At 63.0% G+C, this 18,544-nt stretch carries 19 protein-coding genes; 4 read left to right on the forward strand and 15 right to left on the reverse strand.

The features are described 5' to 3' along the window. Window positions 1-75: 75 nt before the first annotated feature. From phnC to phnE (ACOJCM_RS02560), 3 genes are read left to right on the forward strand one after another with little or no spacing between them, the layout of a single operon-like run. A complete protein-coding gene (gene phnC, locus ACOJCM_RS02550) occupies window positions 76-897 on the forward strand; it encodes a phosphonate ABC transporter ATP-binding protein (RefSeq protein ID WP_445210500.1) in 822 nt (273 codons plus the stop codon). Beyond that, window positions 894-1,703: a phosphonate ABC transporter, permease protein PhnE gene (phnE, locus tag ACOJCM_RS02555; RefSeq protein WP_445210501.1), complete on the forward strand. Its 810-nt coding sequence runs from the start codon at window positions 894-896 to the stop codon at window positions 1,701-1,703. The genes phnC and phnE (ACOJCM_RS02555) overlap by 4 nt, the downstream gene beginning before the upstream one ends. Beyond that, entirely contained in the window at window positions 1,700-2,533 is an 834-nt protein-coding gene (gene phnE, locus ACOJCM_RS02560) for a phosphonate ABC transporter, permease protein PhnE (RefSeq protein WP_445210502.1), read from the forward strand. Before phnE (ACOJCM_RS02555) ends, phnE (ACOJCM_RS02560) begins: the two co-directional genes overlap by 4 nt. Before the next feature lie 305 nt (window positions 2,534-2,838). Here the strand turns inward: phnE (ACOJCM_RS02560) and ACOJCM_RS02565 are convergent, their stop codons facing one another. The 12 genes from ACOJCM_RS02565 to ACOJCM_RS02620 form a co-directional block, all read right to left on the reverse strand. Next, complete coding sequence (locus tag ACOJCM_RS02565) at window positions 2,839-3,135, reverse strand: metalloregulator ArsR/SmtB family transcription factor (RefSeq protein ID WP_445210627.1); 297 nt, start codon at window positions 3,133-3,135, stop codon at window positions 2,839-2,841. A gap of 139 nt (window positions 3,136-3,274) precedes the next feature. Beyond that, complete coding sequence (gene arsJ, locus ACOJCM_RS02570) at window positions 3,275-4,498, reverse strand: organoarsenical effux MFS transporter ArsJ (RefSeq protein WP_445210503.1); 1,224 nt, start codon at window positions 4,496-4,498, stop codon at window positions 3,275-3,277. After that, entirely contained in the window at window positions 4,491-5,507 is a 1,017-nt protein-coding gene (locus tag ACOJCM_RS02575) for an ArsJ-associated glyceraldehyde-3-phosphate dehydrogenase (RefSeq protein WP_445210504.1), read from the reverse strand. Before ACOJCM_RS02575 ends, arsJ begins: the two co-directional genes overlap by 8 nt. Before the next feature lie 45 nt (window positions 5,508-5,552). Then, window positions 5,553-5,981 (reverse strand): arsenate reductase ArsC, encoded by a 429-nt coding sequence (locus ACOJCM_RS02580; protein ID WP_445210505.1) that lies wholly within the window; start codon window positions 5,979-5,981, stop codon window positions 5,553-5,555. A gap of 113 nt (window positions 5,982-6,094) precedes the next feature. Beyond that, window positions 6,095-7,804, reverse strand: coding sequence for a methyl-accepting chemotaxis protein (locus ACOJCM_RS02585; RefSeq protein ID WP_445210506.1), 1,710 nt, complete (start codon window positions 7,802-7,804; stop codon window positions 6,095-6,097). Window positions 7,805-7,955: 151 nt separating this feature from the next. Further along, window positions 7,956-8,381, reverse strand: coding sequence for an arsenate reductase ArsC (locus ACOJCM_RS02590; RefSeq protein ID WP_445210507.1), 426 nt, complete (start codon window positions 8,379-8,381; stop codon window positions 7,956-7,958). 10 nt (window positions 8,382-8,391) lie between these two features. Next, window positions 8,392-9,201 carry a phosphate ABC transporter ATP-binding protein PstB gene (pstB, locus tag ACOJCM_RS02595; protein WP_445210508.1) on the reverse strand — a complete coding sequence of 270 codons (810 nt, stop codon included), beginning with the start codon at window positions 9,199-9,201 and terminating at the stop codon, window positions 8,392-8,394. 59 nt (window positions 9,202-9,260) lie between these two features. Continuing rightward, complete coding sequence (pstA, locus tag ACOJCM_RS02600; RefSeq protein ID WP_445210509.1) at window positions 9,261-10,427, reverse strand: phosphate ABC transporter permease PstA; 1,167 nt, start codon at window positions 10,425-10,427, stop codon at window positions 9,261-9,263. 15 nt (window positions 10,428-10,442) lie between these two features. Further along, window positions 10,443-11,699: a phosphate ABC transporter permease subunit PstC gene (gene pstC, locus ACOJCM_RS02605; protein WP_445210510.1), complete on the reverse strand. Its 1,257-nt coding sequence runs from the start codon at window positions 11,697-11,699 to the stop codon at window positions 10,443-10,445. A 97-nt stretch (window positions 11,700-11,796) separates the two neighbouring features. Further along, window positions 11,797-12,825 (reverse strand): substrate-binding domain-containing protein, encoded by a 1,029-nt coding sequence (locus ACOJCM_RS02610; protein WP_445210511.1) that lies wholly within the window; start codon window positions 12,823-12,825, stop codon window positions 11,797-11,799. 102 nt (window positions 12,826-12,927) lie between these two features. Next, the gene (locus ACOJCM_RS02615; protein WP_445210512.1) at window positions 12,928-13,665 is read right to left on the reverse strand and encodes a sulfite exporter TauE/SafE family protein; all 738 of its coding nucleotides are present in this window, start codon (window positions 13,663-13,665) and stop codon (window positions 12,928-12,930) included. After that, entirely contained in the window at window positions 13,658-14,842 is a 1,185-nt protein-coding gene (locus tag ACOJCM_RS02620; protein WP_445210513.1) for a multidrug effflux MFS transporter, read from the reverse strand. Before ACOJCM_RS02620 ends, ACOJCM_RS02615 begins: the two co-directional genes overlap by 8 nt. A 143-nt stretch (window positions 14,843-14,985) precedes the next feature. On the opposite strand from ACOJCM_RS02620, the gene tal reads away from it, so the two are divergent. Next, complete coding sequence (gene tal, locus ACOJCM_RS02625; protein ID WP_445210514.1) at window positions 14,986-15,924, forward strand: transaldolase; 939 nt, start codon at window positions 14,986-14,988, stop codon at window positions 15,922-15,924. Window positions 15,925-15,989: 65 nt separating this feature from the next. Here tal and ACOJCM_RS02630 read toward each other — a convergent pair whose 3' ends face one another. From ACOJCM_RS02630 to ACOJCM_RS02640, 3 genes are read right to left on the reverse strand one after another with little or no spacing between them, the layout of a single operon-like run. Then, window positions 15,990-16,502: an STAS domain-containing protein gene (locus tag ACOJCM_RS02630; protein WP_445210515.1), complete on the reverse strand. Its 513-nt coding sequence runs from the start codon at window positions 16,500-16,502 to the stop codon at window positions 15,990-15,992. Next, the gene (locus ACOJCM_RS02635) at window positions 16,489-17,694 is read right to left on the reverse strand and encodes a PP2C family protein-serine/threonine phosphatase (protein WP_445210516.1); all 1,206 of its coding nucleotides are present in this window, start codon (window positions 17,692-17,694) and stop codon (window positions 16,489-16,491) included. The genes ACOJCM_RS02630 and ACOJCM_RS02635 overlap by 14 nt, the downstream gene beginning before the upstream one ends. Before the next feature lie 11 nt (window positions 17,695-17,705). Continuing rightward, window positions 17,706-18,542: an MlaA family lipoprotein gene (locus tag ACOJCM_RS02640; protein ID WP_445210517.1), complete on the reverse strand. Its 837-nt coding sequence runs from the start codon at window positions 18,540-18,542 to the stop codon at window positions 17,706-17,708. Between the last annotated feature and the right edge of the window lie 2 nt (window positions 18,543-18,544).

Genomic DNA, 18,544 nt, shown 5'->3' on the forward strand with positions numbered 1-18,544 from the left:
ACCTGACCCGGCCTGCTGCCGGGTCGAAGAGGCGACCGGTCAGCCGGTCGCCCCGTGCTTCGAGAAGGTGCCTCCGTGCTAAAGATTACAGAGCTTTCGAAAACCTACGCCACCGGCGATGCCGCCTTGCGCGAAGTGTCACTACAGGTACCGAGAGGCCAGGTCGTGGGTCTCATCGGACCCTCGGGCGCCGGTAAATCCACGCTGATTCGATGCATCAACCGGTTGGTGGAGCCCTCCTCGGGGCAGATCCACCTCGGTGAGCTCGAACTCACCACGCTGGGAAGAACACCACTGCGCCAGGCACGCCGACGGATCGGCATGATCTTCCAGGAATACGCCCTGGTCGAACGTCTCACCGTGATGGAGAACGTGCTCTCCGGGCGGCTGGGCTACGTGTCCTTCTGGCGCAGCTTCACTCGCCGCTTTCCCGGCAGGGATGTCGAAAACGCGTATCGCCTTCTCGACCGGGTGGGATTGCTCGAACATGCCGACAAGCGCGCCGACGCGCTTTCCGGCGGACAGCGCCAGCGCGTCGGCATCGCCCGCGCCCTGGCCCAGGAGCCCGAACTGCTGCTCGTCGACGAGCCGACGGCGAGCCTCGATCCCAAGACCAGCCGCCAGATCATGCGCCTGCTCATCGAAATATGTGCCGAGCGCGACTTGCCGGCCATCGTCAATATCCACGACGTGCCGCTGGCCCAGCAGTTCATGAATCGCCTGATTGGGCTGCGGGCCGGTCAGGTGGTGTTCGATGGCCACCCGGACACCATGGACGAGAGCGTACTCACGACGATATATGGCACCGAGGACTGGACCGCCATGCGTCAGGAGCACGAAGAGGACCGGGCAGCAGAAACCGAGTCCCAGCTACACCTGGCTGGGGTCGCCCGATGACTCACACTGCGTACTATCCCCGCCAATGGAAACGTCCGCCCCAGCTCATCACCGACCGACGCTGGCGATGGTTCCTGCAACTGGCAGTCGTCGCCTATCTGGTGCTGGCCCTGGGCTCGGTAGAGGTCAATTGGGTGCGCGTGATAGAAGGTCTCGAGCGAGGCGCCCGTTTCGTCCAGGGCTTTCTGCAACCCGATTTCACCAGCCGTTGGCGTGACATCCAGCAGGGTCTGATCGAAAGTTTGACCATGACCCTGACCGCCACCGTGGTAGGCATTCTGGTCTCGGTGCCCATCGGCATCGGAGCGGCACGCAACCTGGTGCCGCCGCCGGTCTATTTGGTGTGCCGCTCGATCATAGCGGTCAGTCGCTCCCTTCAGGAGATCATCATTGCCATCTTTCTGGTGGCCATGTTCGGTTTCGGTCCCTTCGCCGGTTTCGTGACATTGGCATTCGCCTCGATCGGCTTCCTGGCCAAGTTGCTGGCCGATGACATCGAAGAGATCGACGCCAGTCAGGCCGAGGCGATACGTGCCACCGGCGCCAGCTGGTGGCAGCTGGTTCATTATGCGGTTCAACCGCAAGTCATGCCGCGGCTGATCGGGCTGTCGCTCTACCGGCTGGATATCAACTTTCGCGAGAGCGCCGTGATCGGCATCGTCGGGGCGGGCGGCATCGGGGCCACGCTCAACACCGCCATCGACCGCTACGAATACGACAGTGCCGGCGCCATCCTGCTGATCGTGATCGCCATCGTCATGCTGGTCGAGTACAGCTCCAGTCATCTAAGGAAGTACCTGCAATGATTCAACTCAAGCCGAGCGCCGGTGAACCGACCCACTATGGTCAGGTCTGGACCTTTCGTACCCCTCGTAGCCGTCTGGCCTTGTGGATGGGCTGGCTGGCTCTGGTTGCCCTGTTCGTCTGGTGCTGGCAGCTGATGAACGAAGGCACCATGTGGGTCTTCGTCGCCGATGCCCCCGCCCAGGCGGCCGATATCGGCGGCCGCATGTTTCCGCCGCGCCTGAGCTACCTGCCGGAGCTGCTCATGCCACTGTGGGACACCTTGAACATCGCTACGCTGGGCACTCTAGGCGGGGTCATCCTTGCCGTCCCGGTGGCGTTCCTGGCGGCCCGCAACACCACTCCCTCACGGCTTTTTCTGCGCCCTGCGGCATTGTTCGTGATCGTCGCCTCGCGTTCTATCAATTCCCTCATCTGGGCGCTGCTGCTGGTGGCCATCATCGGCCCCGGCATTCTGGCAGGTATCGTCGCGATTGCCCTGCGCTCGATAGGTTTCGTCGGCAAGCTTCTCTACGAAGCCATCGAGGAGACGGATGCGCACCAGATCGAAGCCGTCACCGCAACCGGTGCCGGACACTCCCAGGTAATCCATTACGGCATCGTGCCCCAGGTGCTGCCGGCATTCTGGGGCATCTCCATGTTCCGTTGGGACATCAACATTCGCGAGAGCACGATCCTTGGCCTGGTCGGCGCCGGCGGCATCGGCCTCAAGCTGGAGTCATCGATCAGCACACTGGCCTGGTCCCAGGTCGCCACCATCCTGATCGTCATCCTGGCGACGGTAATCGTCAGCGAATGGATATCGGCGAGGGTGCGCCAGGCCCTGATATGACCCGACACGACCTGCAGCGAACTGCTGCATCACGACGAACCCCAGGGCGGCCGGGTGCCACATTGGTACCCGGCCCCTCTGCTGGGCTAGTTCTGCTCCAGAGATAGGAGTGACAAAAATGACTTGCCAACGAGGTAAGCCGTTAGGCGACGAGGAAATCGACCTCCTGGTCCAATTGGCTAATGGCAATGCGATCGCGCGCTACCAGAAGCAACAGCAGCGCGGGCATGAACGGAAAGATCAACGAGGGGAACGAAGCGGGAGAACACCGCCTCCTTCTGGAAACAAGGAAACGTAGCAGCGCTTCAACACATGGCCAGGCGTCGGTCGGGACGATTGCCCATCGTCTCCAGGCGCGCCTGAAGCAACGCCAAGCGACTCGCCTCACCCTCTGCGGCAGCAGCGAATATGGACGTGACCCAATCGGGCAGGCCGGGCATCAGCCCGTAGTAGACCCACTGGCCGTCGCGACGGTCATTGAGCAGCCCGCAGTTACGTAGCTGGGCGAGGTGCCGCGAGACCTTGGGTTGCGACTCTTCCAGGGCATGGGTCATCTCGCAGACGCACAACTCGCCCTCACGCAGCAGCAACAGCACCAGCATCAAGCGTGTCTCATCGGCCAGGCACTTGCAGACACGTACGGCATCCAAAGGGTTCAAGGCAACTATCCATCCTGATCGGCATGTCAATGAGAGGTATTCTACTCTATCTGCCCGGCATATCCGAAGCGCACTTCCTACGTCATGCATGCTGACGCGGCAGAGCCAGCGCCAACGCCGCGCTGGCTGCCACCAGCGCTGCCGAAACCCACAGGCAGGCAGCCAGCCCGAAGAACTGGTAAAGCCACCCAGAGAGTACCGTTCCGGCGAGCCGCCCCATGGCATTGGCCATGTAATAGAAGCCGACGTCCATGGAGACGCCATCGGCACGCGCGTAGTGAACGATCAGGTAGCTATGCCAGCTCGAGTTGATGGCAAAGAGCACGCCGAAGGCGAGAAGCCCCGCCACCAGCCAACCGACCTCGGCCAACGGCAGCAAGGCCAGCAGCGCCGGCAGCCCGGCCAGCGCCAGGGCCCAGGACGCGGTGGTCATGCGCGCACCGCCCCGGATCAGGCCGGTGAGGCGCGGCGCCTGGGTTTGTACGCCGCCGTAGCCGATCACCCAGACCGCCAGCAGCCCGCCGACCGTCCAGTGACTCCAGCCATGCTGGTCGTAGAGAAAGACCGGCAGCGCCACCACGAACCACACGTCCCGCGAGGCAAACAGACACAGCCGAGCAGCCGAGAGCACATTGATCGCCCGTGACTTGGAGAATACCTCGCTGAACTTCGGCTTGCGCTTCTGGCGGCCCAGGTCGGCTTTCAAGCGCAACAGCGACATGACCAGCACCGCGACGAGCATCAGCGCCATGGCGATCACCGCGCCGCGAAAGCCGATCAGCGTCAACAGCAGCCCGCCGAGGAAGAACCCCGCCCCCTTGAGCGCATTCTTGGAGCCGGTAAGCAGTGCCACCCAGCGATAGAGCGCGCTCTGGGCGCTGGCGCTCTCCTTGGGCACCAGCACCTTCACCGCGCTCTTGGCGCTCATCTTGTTGAGGTCCTTGGCAATGCCCGAGAGCGCCTGGGCGGCCATCACCCAGGGCACGGTCAGGGCCGCGGCGGGTACCGTCAGCATGGCCAGGGCCACGATCTGCAGCCCCAGGCCCACGTTCATGGTGCGATTGAGACCCAGGCGTGCGCCCAGCCAGCCCCCCACCAGATTGGTGACCACGCCGAAGGCCTCGTAGAAAAGGAACAGCATCGCCACCTGCAGCGGCGAGTAGCCAAGCTGGTGGAAGTGCAGTACCACCAGCATGCGCAGTGCGCCGTCGGTGAGCGTGAAGGCCCAGTAGTTGCCGGTGATCAGCAGGTACTGGCGAACCTCGAAGGGCAGCCCGCGCAGTCGCGCGGCCAGTGACTCAGCCACGGCCCACCTTCAGGGCCAGCTCGGCGGTGCGGTTGGCGTAACCCCATTCGTTGTCGTACCAGGCGTAGAGCTTGAGATGCGTGCCGTTCACTACCATGGTCGACAGGGCATCGATGATCGAGCTGCGCGGGTCGGTACGGTAGTCGACCGAGACCAGCGGGCGTTCCTCGTAGCCCAGGATGCCCGCCAGTTCGCCTTTGGCGGCGGTCTTGAGCGCAGCGTTGGCCTCCTCCACCGTCGCTTCGCGCTCCAGCTCGAAGACCATGTCGGTGAGCGAGGCATTGAGCAACGGCACGCGGATGGCGTGGCCATTGAGTTTGCCCTCGAGCTCGGGAAAGATGGCGGTGATCGCCTTCGCCGAACCGGTGGTGGTGGGAATCAGGCTTTGGCTGTTGGCCCGTGCCCGGCGCAAGTCCTTGTGCGGCGTGTCGAGGATCGACTGGGTGTTGGTGATGTCATGCACCGTGGTCATCGAGCCGTGGCGGATGCCGAAGGTGTCGAGTATTACCTTGACCACTGGCGCCAGGCAGTTGGTGGTGCAGCTCGCCGCGGTGACGATGCGATGCACCGAAGAGTCGTAAAGGTCGTCATTGACGCCCATCACCACGTTAAGCACACCCTTCTCCTTCATGGGCGCAGTCACCACCACCCGGGAGACGCCCTGGTCCAGGTAGGGCTGCAGCTTGTCCCGGCTTTTCATCTTGCCGGAAGCCTCGATCACCACGTCGCAGTTCGACCAGTCGCTGTCACCCAGCTCACGGTTGCCGCTGAACGAAATGCGCTGGCCATCGATCACCAGCACCTCTTCTTCAACGTGAAAACCTTTACCAGGGGTCCAGCGGCCATGCACCGAGTCGAACTCGAGAAGATGAGCGAAAGTCGCCGCATCGCCGCCGGGATCGTTGAGATGGGTAATGGCGACATCGCCGCGCTCCACGTGGGGCCACAGGCAGCGCAGAGAGAGGCGCCCCATGCGGCCGAGGCCGTTGATGCCGATACGAATGGTCATGTCGTCCTCCGGTTAAAAAAGTGGTGACAGGCCTTGTGATTGCCGTCAACGTTGCGGCAGGTTCTCGCGTTCCTTGACCGCCAGCCACAGCGACAAGCGCTGGCGAATTTCTCCCAAGGCCTGCTCATAAGCATCCTCACGCTCCAGCAGGCGGGGATCGCGTATGTCCCAATACAGCTGTTCGTCACTGCTCCCCTGCCAATGGCGGCAGGCCTGCTGCGCCTTGTCACAGAGTACGATCACTGCGGCGAAGTGCTCGTCATCGAAATCGGACAGGGGCTTGCTGGCAAGCCCCTCTGTCGCAATGCCTTGCTTCTGCAGGGCGGCTAGAGCCCGCGCCTGGGGTTTGTCCGGCTCGGTACCGGCGCTGCAGGCTTCGTAGCGGTCGCCCGCCATGTGGCGAAGCAGCGCCTCCCCCATCAATGAGCGCGCTGAGTTGGCGTTGCACAAGAAGAGAACTCTCGGCTTGGGCATTGTCAGACTCCCAATATATATGCCATTACATATATATAGAGGAAATGTGTCAAACTCATGTCAGTCCATGCTGGATCAGGCTTTCCATCTGCATTGCACGCTCGGCGGCCACCTCAGGCCGGCTCCAGTACGCCCTCGGCACGCCGCGCCAGACGGTCCTGATCCGTGATAGTGGGTAAAACGCCACCCCGCCACGCTCCGGCATCACCTTCGGTTTCGATCCGTGCCGCCACGGCATACCCGGCCCACCGGCTCGTTTCATGCGCAACAGGCAGGATGAAGCGCTGGGCTTGCTCCTGCATGCGCAGCGACTGAACTTCGAGCTCCCTGGCTCCTGCTGCGGCCTGCTCCACCAGCAATCTGCTGTCGCGCGTGGAACCCTCCATCTGCGCCATGGCCCGATTCACCTCCTCGATACCGAGCCGTTGCTCGGCAGAGGCGTGTACGACCTGCTCCATCAGCGTATCCACGCGCTCGATGGCTTCGATGATGCCTCGGGTGTGCTCGGCGGCGCGCAGCGAGAGGCCATTGCCCTCGGCCACGCTCGCCTGGGAGGCCTGGATGCGCTGGCGGATGTCCTGAGCCGCATCGGCGCTGCGCGACGCCAGGGCACGCACCTCATTGGCCACCACGGCGAACCCTCTGCCCTGCTCTCCCGCTCGGGCGGCTTCCACCGAGGCATTGAGGGCCAGGATATTGGTCTGGAAGGCAATCGCCTCGATGACCTCAACGATGCTGGCAATCTCATCGGAACGGCGATGGATCTCGTTCATGGTGGCAACGAAACGTGTGATGACCGCCTCGCCTTCCCGGGCACGTTGCGCCGCCGCCTCGGCCGATTCGCCTACCTGCCGTGCGCTCTCGGCATTGCTGGCGACGGTCGCTGTCATCTGCTCCAGGCTGGCGGCGGTCTGCTCGAGTGCCACGGCCTGCTGGCGGGTCTGCGCCGCCAGTGCCTGGTTGTGCCCGGCCATCTCCCGGCTTCCGCTGTGGACACTGTCGCTGCCGCTGCGCAGAAAACCTACGGTCTCGATGAGAGAGCGCTGCATGGTGGCGAGTTCGGCATACAGTTGGCCGATCTCGTTGCGTCCCCTCACTTCGATTGGGGCGGCCAGATCGCCCTTGGCAATGCGCTGGAAGTGCTCGACGATGCGACGCAGCGGCCGGATCACGTTGACCGTAACGCCCCAGATGACACCCGCCATCATCATGCCAGCAATAAGTAATGCCCCCAGGATCGCCCAGGTCATCCCGTCGGCCAGCCGGTCGAAGCGCTGCGTCAGGGCCTCGCCTTGGGCAGCCGATGCGGCGAGGAAGGCATCGGCCGTCTCGATGAAGGCCTGGCCGCTGTCGTTGACGCGGGACTGCCCGGAACGATAACCGGCATGGTCGCCATCCTCGAGCAGCAGCAGCTGCAGTTTCAGGTTATTGCCCACCAGCGACTGATAGCGCCCCGAAAGCGCCTCAATGTCCGCCTGGCGCTGCTCGGCCATGGGTATGTCCAGAAATGTCCGAAAGGCGAGTTCGGCCTCGGCGAGTTTTCCCCTGGCACGCTCGAGTACCGGGCCCGGCAGGTCGAAGGCCGGTGTGCGCATCAGTTCGGCGGCCCGGTCCATGTCGAGCCGCGCCTGCAGCACGCTGGTGTAGGTGCGGTTGAGCGCGCCGGCCTGCTCCACGTTGAGACGGTTGAGCGTGCCAAAGGCATCGCGGCTCATGTGGTTGGAGACCAGGCCCAGCCCCCCGGCGCCCAGAATCAGTACGCCGAAGGCCACCAGCACCAGCGACCAACTGAGCCGTACCGTCATGTCTTGGAATCGTTTCATACGCTCCCCGCGCGTTGGTTATTTCCAGCACGGCCAGAGTCAGCCGCCCCGCGGGGAACATTAGTAACAGGTATAGATGACAGTTCGAGGAAGGCGGAAGGCAGCAAAGCCAGGCGCGGGCGAGACGCCCGCCTCCCAGGCCGGTGTTTCCTTAGTGCGGCGCGTCACCGCGCGCCTGGGCCGCCAGCCACAGCTGGAGCCGACGCCTGATCTCCAGCAGGGCTTGTTCATAGGCATCCGCACGTCCGATAAGGCGCGGGTCCCGAATATCCCAAAAGAGACGCTCTTCGGTACCACCCGGCCAGTCGCGACAGGCCTGCTGGGCCTTGTCGCACAGTGTGATTACGGTATCGAAGTGTTCGCCCTCGAACGCCTCGAGAGGCTTGCTGGCCAACCCCTGTGTCTCGATACCCTGCTTCTGCAGCGCCGCCAAGGTTAGCTCGTGGGGGCGGTCGGGCTCGGTGCCGGCGCTGAAGGCCTCGAAACGCTCCCCCGCCATATGGCGAAGAAGCGCCTCTCCCATCAGCGAGCGAGCCGAGTTGGCATTGCACAGAAACAGCACGCGCTTGCGTGTCATGAGCGGTTCCTCAGCCGTAGCGCCCTGTGATGTAGTCCTCGGCCTTCTTGGTGGCCGGGTTGGAGAACATCGTCTTGGTGTCGTTGTATTCGATGATCTCGCCGAGGTGGAAGAAGGCGGTATAGTCCGCCACCCTCGCCGCCTGCTGCATGTTGTGCGTCACCGTGACGATGGTGAACTGCTTCTTGAGCTTGTCCATCAGGTCTTCGATGGTGGCGGTGGAGATCGGGTCGAGCGCCGAGGTCGGCTCGTCCATCAGGATCACGTCGGGCTGCACGGCGATGGCCCTGGCGATACACAGACGCTGCTGCTGGCCGCCCGAGAGCGAGGTCCCCGGCTGGTGCAGCTTGTCCTTGACTTCTTGCCACAGGCCCGCATCCCGCAGCGCGCGCTCCACCAGCTCGTCCTGCTCGGCCTTGCGTCCTACCAAGTCGTGCATGCGCGGCGCATAGGCGATGTTCTCGTAGATCGACTTGGGAAAGGGGTTGGGCTTCTGGAACACCATGCCCACACGACGGCGCAGCGCCACTTCGTCCATCTTGCGTGCATTGATGTCGCGGCCGTCCATCTCCACCAGCCCTTCGACGCGCACGCCGGGAATCAAGTCGTTCATGCGATTGAGGCAACGAAGGAAAGTCGACTTGCCGCAGCCCGACGGGCCGATCAGGGCCGTGACGTTCTTCTGGTACAGGTCGATGTTGAGGCTTTTCAACGCCTGGGTATCGCCATACCAGAGGCTGAGATCCCGCACGCGTATGCTCAAGTCGTGGTTGGCATCCCGGTTGCGAGTCACCGGCTGACCGGTCTGGGACTGTGACATGGGGGGGATACTCCGCTCGGAAACTTGGATGTTCATCGGTGTGTTTGTCTCGGTTAGCCCTACCAGCGGCGCTCGAATTTCTTGCGCAATACGACAGCGGTGGCGTTAAGGAAGATCAATACCGAAAGCAGCACCAGAATCCCGCCCGCGGTTCTTTCGATGAAGGCGCGGTCGGGCTCGCCGGACCAGGTGAATATCTGTGCCGGCAGTACGGTCGCGGCGTTGGTGAAGCTCGCCCCCACGTCCGGTATGAACGCAACCATGCCGACGATGATCAGCGGTGCCGTCTCACCCATGGCCTGTGCCAAGCCGATGATGGAACCGGTCATGATGCCCGGCATGGCCAGCGGCAGCACGTGGTCGCGCACCACCTGCCAGCGCGAGCAGCCGACGCCGAAGGCGGCGTGGCGAATCGAATCGGGTACGCTGCGCAGGGCCGTCCGGGTAGCGATGATGATCACCGGTAGCGTCATCAGCGCCAGTGTCATGCCCCCCACCAGCGGCGACGAGCGCGGCATACCGAAGAACTGTATGAAGATCGCCAGGCCCAACAGGCCAAAAAGGATAGACGGAATGGCCGCCAGGTTGTTGATGTTGATCTCGATGAGCTGGGTGAAGCGATTGTCGGGCGCGAACTCCTCGAGATAGACCGCCGTCATCACGCCAATCGGGAACGCGACGGCTAACGTCACCAGCATGGTCATCACCGTGCCCACCGCTGCCGCCATGATTCCTGCCAGTTCCGGCATCTTGGAGTCACCGCGGTTGAAGAAGGTCGTGTTGAACTTCAGCTCCGCCCTGCCTTCAGCGACCAAGCGATCGACGCGCTCGCGGGCATCGTCGCGCAGACGATTCGCGTGCCCTTTGAGATACTGGTCCACCTGTCCGTCGGCCAGCACCCACTCACTGCGTGTGGTGCCGAGCAGTTCCGGGTTGTCTCGCATCTGGCGCGGCAGCGTACGCAGCCAGCCACGACTGACAAGATCACGTACCTCCTCGTCGAGAGCCGCAGGCGGCATCTGGCTGGCCTGCTCGCTGTAATCGATCTCGACCAGCAGCTGCGTCTGCTGGAAGGCCGGCAACCCCTTACTCAACATGTCGGCGAAGAAAAGCACCAGAAAGGCGACTGCCAGCCCCAGGGCACCGAGCGATAGCCACTTGAGGCGCGCCGAGCGGCGATGCCTTCGCCGTAACTGGGCACTGATCTCGTCGAAGGATTGACTCATCTCTTGGCTCCGGACTTAAAGGTTATTCACACGATACTTGGCGCGGAAACGGCGAATCATGATCACCGAGACCAAGTTGAGGGTGAGCGTCACGACGAAGAGCACCAGCCCGAGAGCAAACGCGGAAAGCGTTTCGGCACTCTCGAACTCCAGATCGCCGGTCAAGGCCGCCACGATACGTACCGTCACGGTCGTCATCTCTTCGAGCGGGTTGGCCGTCAGGTTGGGGCGCATGCCCGCAGCCATCACCACGATCATGGTCTCGCCCAGGGCACGCGATACCGCCAGCAGCGAGGCCGAGATGATCCCCGGCATCGCCGAGGGAATCACCACGTGGCGAATGGTTTCACCTCGCGTCATGCCCAGCGCCAGCGAGCCTTGGCGCATGCTGTCGGGAACGGCATTGATCACGTCATCGGAGAGCGATGAGATAAAGGGGATGATCATGATTCCCATGACGATCCCCGGCGCCAGGGCGTTGTTGAACGAAGCCTTCATGCCAAGCGCCGCAGCCAGTGCCACGATCAGTGGTGCCACGGTAATGGCCGCGAAGAAGCCATAGACCACGGTAGGAATGCCGGCGAGCACTTCCAGCACCGGCTTCATCACCGTACGCACGCGAGTGGGCGCGAACTCAGCCATGTAGACGGCCGATAACAAGCCCACGGGTATGGCCACCAGCATGGCGATGGCAGTGATCATGAAAGTGCCGGCAAACAGCGGTACCGAACCGAACTGGGCCGCACTCCTGGCATCCTCAGCACGACCGGCTGCCGCCAGAAAGCTGTTACCCGGCGCCCATACGGTGCCGGTAATGAACTCCCAGAAGCCATGCAGGCGGAAAAAACGCAGTGCCTCGGAGATAATCGAGAGCAGGATGCCGAAGGTGGTGAATATCGAGATCAGCGCGGCGCCTGCCAATAGCCAGACGATGACTCTCTCGATGGCCTGCCGAGCATGAAAGTCAGGTTTCACCAGGGCGATGCCCACGACTGCTCCCACCGCAGCCACCGCCAGGCTGGCCGCCATCACCATTTCAGTGGGAATTTCGGCCCCCAGAAGCTGTAGCAGGAATGCGGCCACGGCCCCCAGCAGCAAGGCCGGCCCGGCAGTAGAAAGCGCCGCAAACCAGGCGTACTGGCCAGGCTGTGCGTACATGGCGGTACCTGCCGCTCGCGTGCGGGCCGCCTTTGTGCGGCCGAGGAAGAAAGCCAGCCCTCCCATCGCCAGAAGCGCGGCGCAAAAGAGCAGCAGGGTTTGGTTGGTCTGCATTGAGTGTCTCTCGAAGCCTTTCGTTACCGTATCACCGGATACGACGAGGGCCGACAGCGCTAGCTGTCGGCCTCGAAGTTGTTTCAAGCGCCTCCGATCACTGCAGGTCGGAGAGCTCGAGCTTGGCGCGGTTGGCCACTTTCTCGCGAGCCTCGGCGCGTGCATCCTCAGCTGCCGGGATCAGGCCGATGCCCTTCAGGTAGCCCATATCACCAATCATCTGCTCGCTCATGAACAGGTCGGCATATTCGTACATGGCCGGCACTTCATCGCCATGCTGGTTCTTGAGGTAGAAGAACATCGAGCGAGCCACCGGATATTCGCCGCTGGCGATAGTCTCCGGACCGGCTTCAACACCGTCAATAGTCGAACCGATCAATACGTCGTGGTTCTCTTCCAGGAAGGAGTAGCCGAAGACACCGAAGGCATCGGTATCCTGGGTCAGCCGCTGGACGATCAGGTTGTCGTTCTCACCGCCGTCGACCCAGGCGCCGTCGGTACGAACGTCGGAGTAGTGCTCGCCGCCGTACTCCTCGAACTCCTCGGAAGCTTTTTCGAGCACCAGCTCCTCGAAGGCATCACGAGTACCGGAAGTGGTGGGCGGTCCGACGATAACGATGTCGCGATCCGGCAGGCTGTCGTCGATCTGGTTCCAGTTGGTGTAGGGGTTATCGACCAGCTGGCCGTCCTGCGGCACCTGGGCGGCAACGGCCAGGAAAATCTGCTCGAGGGTTACCGGCATCGGCTCGTTGTCGGCCGACTGAGCGAAGGCGATACCGTCGTAGCCAATGAAGGCCTCGGTGATGTCGGTGACGCCATTCTCCTCACAACGCTCGAACTCGGAAGCCTTCATGCGACGTGACGAGTTGGTGATGTCCGGCGTGCCCTCGCCAACCCCGTTACAGAACAGGCGAGCACCACCACCAGAGCCGGTCGACTCGATGACCGGTGTCGGATAGTCGGTAGTGGCACCGAACTCCTCGGCTACGTAGCTGGAGAACGGATAGACCGTACTGGAGCCGACGATGCGGACCTGATCGCGGGCCTGTGCGACACCCACCACGCCCATGATGGCGGCGGCGGCGATCGTGGTCTTGAAAACACGGCTCTTGATGGTGCGGTTCATGCGAGTCACTCCTGTCGATGAGAAAGGTATCTAGCCTTTGCACGGCATACGATGCCCCAGCTCCATGACAGCTTCATGACAATGTGACCGTTCTTTATCGCTTCATCTCATCAACAGACCAAGCGCCGCCAGCGTGCACAGCGCGAGCGATGCCCCTTGGAGCAGGCGCCGGTCGAGGCGGTGGGCAATACGGTCGGCAAGCGCATTGCCGGCCAGTACGGCGGGAAGGAAGGTAAGCGTCAGGCCCAGGTGCCAGAATCGAACCTGGCCGGCCAGGGCCAGGGTGGCGAAGGTCAGGCTGGCGGTAATGACGAAGAAGGCGGACAGCATGCCGCGCAGACGATCCGGCGAAAGACCGTGCATCAGCAGCACCATGGGCGGCCCCCCGATGGCCGCCACGGTACCGAAGATGCCCGATGCCACGCCGGCACCGAACAGGCTGACGCGATTGACCGGCAGGCTGAAGCGAAACAGCGTCACCGCCACGGCAAACAGAACGCTGAAGGCGATCAGCTTCTCCAGTATCGCCATGGGGGCGGCGAGCAGCAGCCACAGCCCCAGCCCGTTTCCCGGCAAGCGCCCCAGCAGGGCGAAGCCGATCTCGCCAATACGGATTTCATGGCGATAATGACGCACCATCAGCAACGACACGGTGAGGCCGAACAGCACCAGGGTCACCGGCACCAGCCGCGCCTCGATCATCAGCAATAGGGGAGCCCCGACCACCGCCAGCCCGAAGCCGGTAGCACGCTGCACGAAAGCCCCCAGGGCGAGCACCGATGCGCAGCCGAACCAGGCGACCGGCGACATGTCGAGCCATTGCCACCAGGCGTCAGGCATGCACGACCCGACCGGCCAATCGCGCCAGCATGACATTGCCAAACAGCGAAGCTGCAAGCATCGTCGCCACCATGGGCCACAGGCTCTCGATCTCGAAGGCGCCGACCATCATCCCGGCCAGCGCCGCAGCGCCGAACTTGGCCGCCCCCATCAGTGCCGTTGCCGTGGCGCTCATGTGGCCGAACTGGTCCAGCAGCAGCGCCATGGCATTGGGCGAGATCAGCCCGATCATGCCCGAGTAGAGCATGACCAGCGCCACGACTACCGGCAACGACGCCAGCCCGGATGCGGCCGCCGCCACCAGGGCCAGGGCGGCGGCCAGCTGGACGCCGAGACCCAGGGTGAGGTTTCGCAGCGGCGCGCGGGTTTTCAGCAGGTAGATGTTGAGCCGGTTGGAGAGCGCGATGAAAATGACATTGGCGCCCAGTACGAAGGGATAAGTGGCGGGAGACAAGCCGAAATACCCCATATAGACATAGGGCGAGGCGGTAACGAAGGCGAACAAGCCGCCGAAGGAAGCCGCCACCGCGCAGATGTAGCCCAGGCCTTCACGATGCTTCAGCACGCTGGCGTAGTTGAGCAACACCTGGCGAAACGACGCCACGGGCTGATTCGGATCGCGCGTCTCGGGTAGCCGGGTGGACATCAGCCACAGCAGGAAGACGGCGTAGCCGGCCAGGAACACGAAGATGAGACGCCAGTCGGCCAGGTAGAGCAGCCCACTGCCAACGAGGGGCGCCACCAACGGCGCCAGCATCATGATCATGGCCATGGTTGAGATCACGCTCGCCGCCTGGCGTCCACTGAAACAGTCGCGCACGATGGCCGCCGAGTTGACCACACAGGCTCCCCCTCCTAATGCCTGCACGAAGCGCCAGGCCAGTAACTCGGTCAGCGAACCGACCGTGGCCAGCATGAGGCTGGCAAGCAGGAACACTACCAGCCCCGAGAGCAGCACCGGCTTGCGCCCCAGCCGATCGGATACCGGGCCGAACAACAGCTGGCCGATGGCGAAGCCGGCCATGAACATGCTGACGGAGAGTTCCGTATGGTGGATGCTGGCGCCGATGCTGTCGGCCAGCGCTGCCATCGCCGGCAGATAGGCATCGATGGCGAAGGGAGCCAACGCCGTGTTGATGGCCACGAGCAGTGCCAGGCGTCGAGGGGAAAGGACCAAGTCAACTCCTTGTCGGGCATCCACGAGAAAGCTAGGAGGCTAATCATAGCGCAACTCCTTATGTCCTGCCCGACCTTGCCTACACCTGTTCCCCTTATTGCTCAGTTGCTAAAGTGGCCCTATCACCCTGAGGAGCATAAGCCATGGCAGAGGACTTGCTTTCCCAACTCAAGACGATGAGCACCGTGGTGGCGGATACCGGCGATATCGATGCCATCCGTCGTTTCCAGCCGACCGATGCGACCACCAACCCCTCGCTGATTCTGCAGGCCGCCCAGCACGAAGGTCGCCGCGAGCGGTTGGGTGAGATAGCTCGTCAGGCCACCGACATCGACGACGCCCTGGACGCCGTGGCGGTGGACATCGGCAGCGAAATCAGCAGCCTCGTACCCGGCTACGTATCGACCGAAGTCAGCGCCCGCCTCTCCTTCGACACCGAAGCCACCCTGGCCCGGGCTCGCGCGCTGATCGAGCGCTACGACCGCCACGGCATCGGCCCCGAGCGCATCCTGATCAAGATCGCCTCGACTTGGGAAGGCATTCGCGCCGCCCGCCAGCTGGAGCGGGAGGGCATTCACTGCAACCTCACCCTGCTGTTCAGCTTCGCCCAGGCCCAGGCCTGCGCCGACGCCGGCGTCACGCTGGTTTCGCCCTTCGTCGGCCGTATCCTCGACTGGCACCGGGCGAAGTGGCCCGATGCCGACTTCACCGGCGACAACGATCCAGGCGTCAAGTCGGTCAAGCGTATCTACGAGCACTACAAGGGCCACGGCTACAAGACGATCGTGATGGGCGCCAGTTTTCGCAACACCGGCGAAATCCTGGCGCTGGCCGGCTGCGACCGCCTGACCATCTCCCCTGCCCTGCTCGGTGAGCTGGCCGAAAGCCACGACCGACTCGAACGCCGATTGAACCCGGCCGGCGCCGAGACCTCGCCGCCGGAGCCCCAGGATGAAGCCGAATTCCGCTGGGAGATGAACGAGGATGCCATGGCTACCGAGAAGCTGGCCGAGGGCATACGCAAGTTCGCCGAGGATCAGCGCAAGCTGGAAAAACTGCTGGGTGAGTTGCGTCAGGCATGAGCGGCGCTCTACGGTCGGGCGGCAGGCATGGCGCAAGCCGCCATGCCTGCCCGGCCGAGATAAGCCTAGCCCCTGTCGCTGTGTGAGGTTTCCTGGGACTCGAGCATTTCGACCAGCGGCTGGAATTCCTCCCGGTTATGCTCGTTCATGCGCATCAGGATACGGTGCGCCTCGAGTATCCGCTTGCGCATTGCCTCCATGTCGGCCGGGATTTCGGGCAAGTCGCAGAGTTCACAGGTTTCGGTGAGCGGTGCGTTGACCATGGCGAAGAACTGGGCGAAGCCCATGACCTCGAGCATGCGCTTGACGTCGGGGTTGTCCACCACGATGGTGGGCTTGTAGTGGATATGATCCTTGACCGCCATGGCCACCTTGGCCAGGAAACCCAGGGCGGTGGAGTCCACGTTCGTGGCCTCGCGCAAGTCGATAATCAGCGATTGCAGCCCCGGGGTACGAGCGAGCTGTTGGGCCTGGGTATCCAGCGTCGCGCATAGCGTCAAGCGTACGTCGCCGCACAGCTTGAGCACGAAGACACCGGAGTCGAACGCCGCCTGAACGCGGCCTTCATTCGTGGTCATTGCCAAATCCGCTCAACATCATGATCGTCAGGTCATCGGGCAGTTCCTGGTCACCACCATCCCCTTCGGCATCGATGTCGCGGGGGGTGTCCAGCTTCAGGCTGTCGCGAAGCCGCTCCAGCGTAGTACAGGTCAGTACACGTTGCTCGAGTTCCCTGAGCCGCGCGTCGAGCGTGTCGCCCGGCAGGCACTCCAAAATTCCATCCGAACACAACCATAACCGGAAATTCGACGGTAGCGTATACCGCAAACGTGGATACTCCACGCTCGGGAAGAGGCCTACCGGCATGCCTTCCCCCGGCAGCTCGAGCACCGTACCGTTGGCCACCAACAGGGGCTTGGGCAGCTGAGCGCCAAGCGAATAGTGAAGCTCGCGAGTCTGGCGGTCAATTACACCGATCAACAAGGTGGCATGTTTTCCGATACCGGTATCCAGCAATTCCCGGTTGAGCGCTGCCAGCCAATTTGCCGGCAACTCCTCGGGCTGGCAGGTTTCACTTTCGCCGAGCCAGCGATTGAACAGGTACTTGAGCAGGACGGTGACGAAGGCGGAAGAAGCCCCGTGGCCGGACACGTCGGCAAAATAGAACAGCGTGTAGCGATCGTCAAAGCGTTGAAAATCGAGAAAATCCCCTGACAGGTAGAGCGAAGGAATCAGCCAGTAGTCGCAGGTTACGCCGTTGATGGTCTGCGGGTGCGGCGGCAGCAGCTTGCGTTGGATGTGTCCGCCCGCCTGCTGGTCGAGTCGCAGCAGCGCCAGGTGCGTTTCCAGGCTCTCGTTGAGCTCTTCCAGGTGCGAATTGAGGCGTGCCAGACGCTCCCGGTCCCGGTTGCGCTCATCCTCGAGCCGCTTCAGCTCGATCGCCTTGCGAATCATCCGGCGCAGCAACTGACCATGGCGCATCGGCTCGACGACATAGTCCACCAGCCCCACGTCGACTGCCGTAAGAAGATCGGCATCGAGACGTGAATCACTGACCACGACGGTGGGCAATCGTTCCGTCAGGCTCGACCACGCCAGGCTGGGAACCGTCTGGGCATGAGCCACCACCAGTGCCGTCTCCGCAGGAAGGTCCTCGAGGCGTTCAGCCGCGAACACTGCGAGACCATCACGGGCGATGGTATCTGCCAGGGCATCGCGATAGGCACCGGGCTCGTCGAGCACACCGATCAGCGGTTTGGGAGCATCCATCGGCTCAGACCTCAATCGGCGAAGTCGGCATCGTCACTCTCGACTTCTTCTTCGAAGGCGTCATCGTCCAAGGCGTCGACGTCGAAATCGCCATCGTCGAATTCGGCATCGTCGAAGTCGAACTCGTCGCTGGCAAAGGGGTCGTCACCCAATTCGCCATCGCTGACCTCGAAGCGTCGGCGCTGCAGGTAGGCATCGCGAATGAAAGAATAGCGATCCCCGCGGATCATCTCCTCCTGCTCGAGGAATCCGGCCCGCACATCGATGATGCGCAGCGCGGTCAGGCTGAGGCGCACCGTCTCGTCCTCGACGTAGGTCAGCGGGTAGGTATATATGTCAACCGGCAAGCCGGAGGTATCCCTCACGGTGCTCGGCCCCAGCAGCGGCAGCACCAGGTAGGGCCCTTCGCTCAACCCCCAGACACCCAGCGTCTGGCCAAAATCCTCCTCCTCGGCGGTGATGCCCATGTGGGTAGCGAAATCCCATAGGCCGGCGATCCCCACGGTGGAGTTGATCAGGAAGCGTGACGTGGCGAGCCCTGCATTGGCCGGCTTGCCCTGCAGCAGGCTGTTGAGCGTGGTGCGTATCTCACCGAGGTTGGAGAAGAAGTTGCCGACTCCGGTCTGCACCGGCTGCGGCGCAACGGTTCGATAGCCGCGCGCGACCGGCTTGAGCACCGCCCGGTCGACCGCTTCATTGAAGACGAAGACCCGGCGGTTGAAGCCTTCCCAGGGATCGTCGGGGTGGCGATCCTCAACGGCCACCCTCCCGGCGCAGCCCGCCAGCATGGCCAGGGAGGCCAGCATGATGAGGGTGCGAGTGAACAAGCCGGTCTGCTTCATGACCATCG

It is taken from the genome of Billgrantia hypersalina (genome assembly GCF_052584175.1).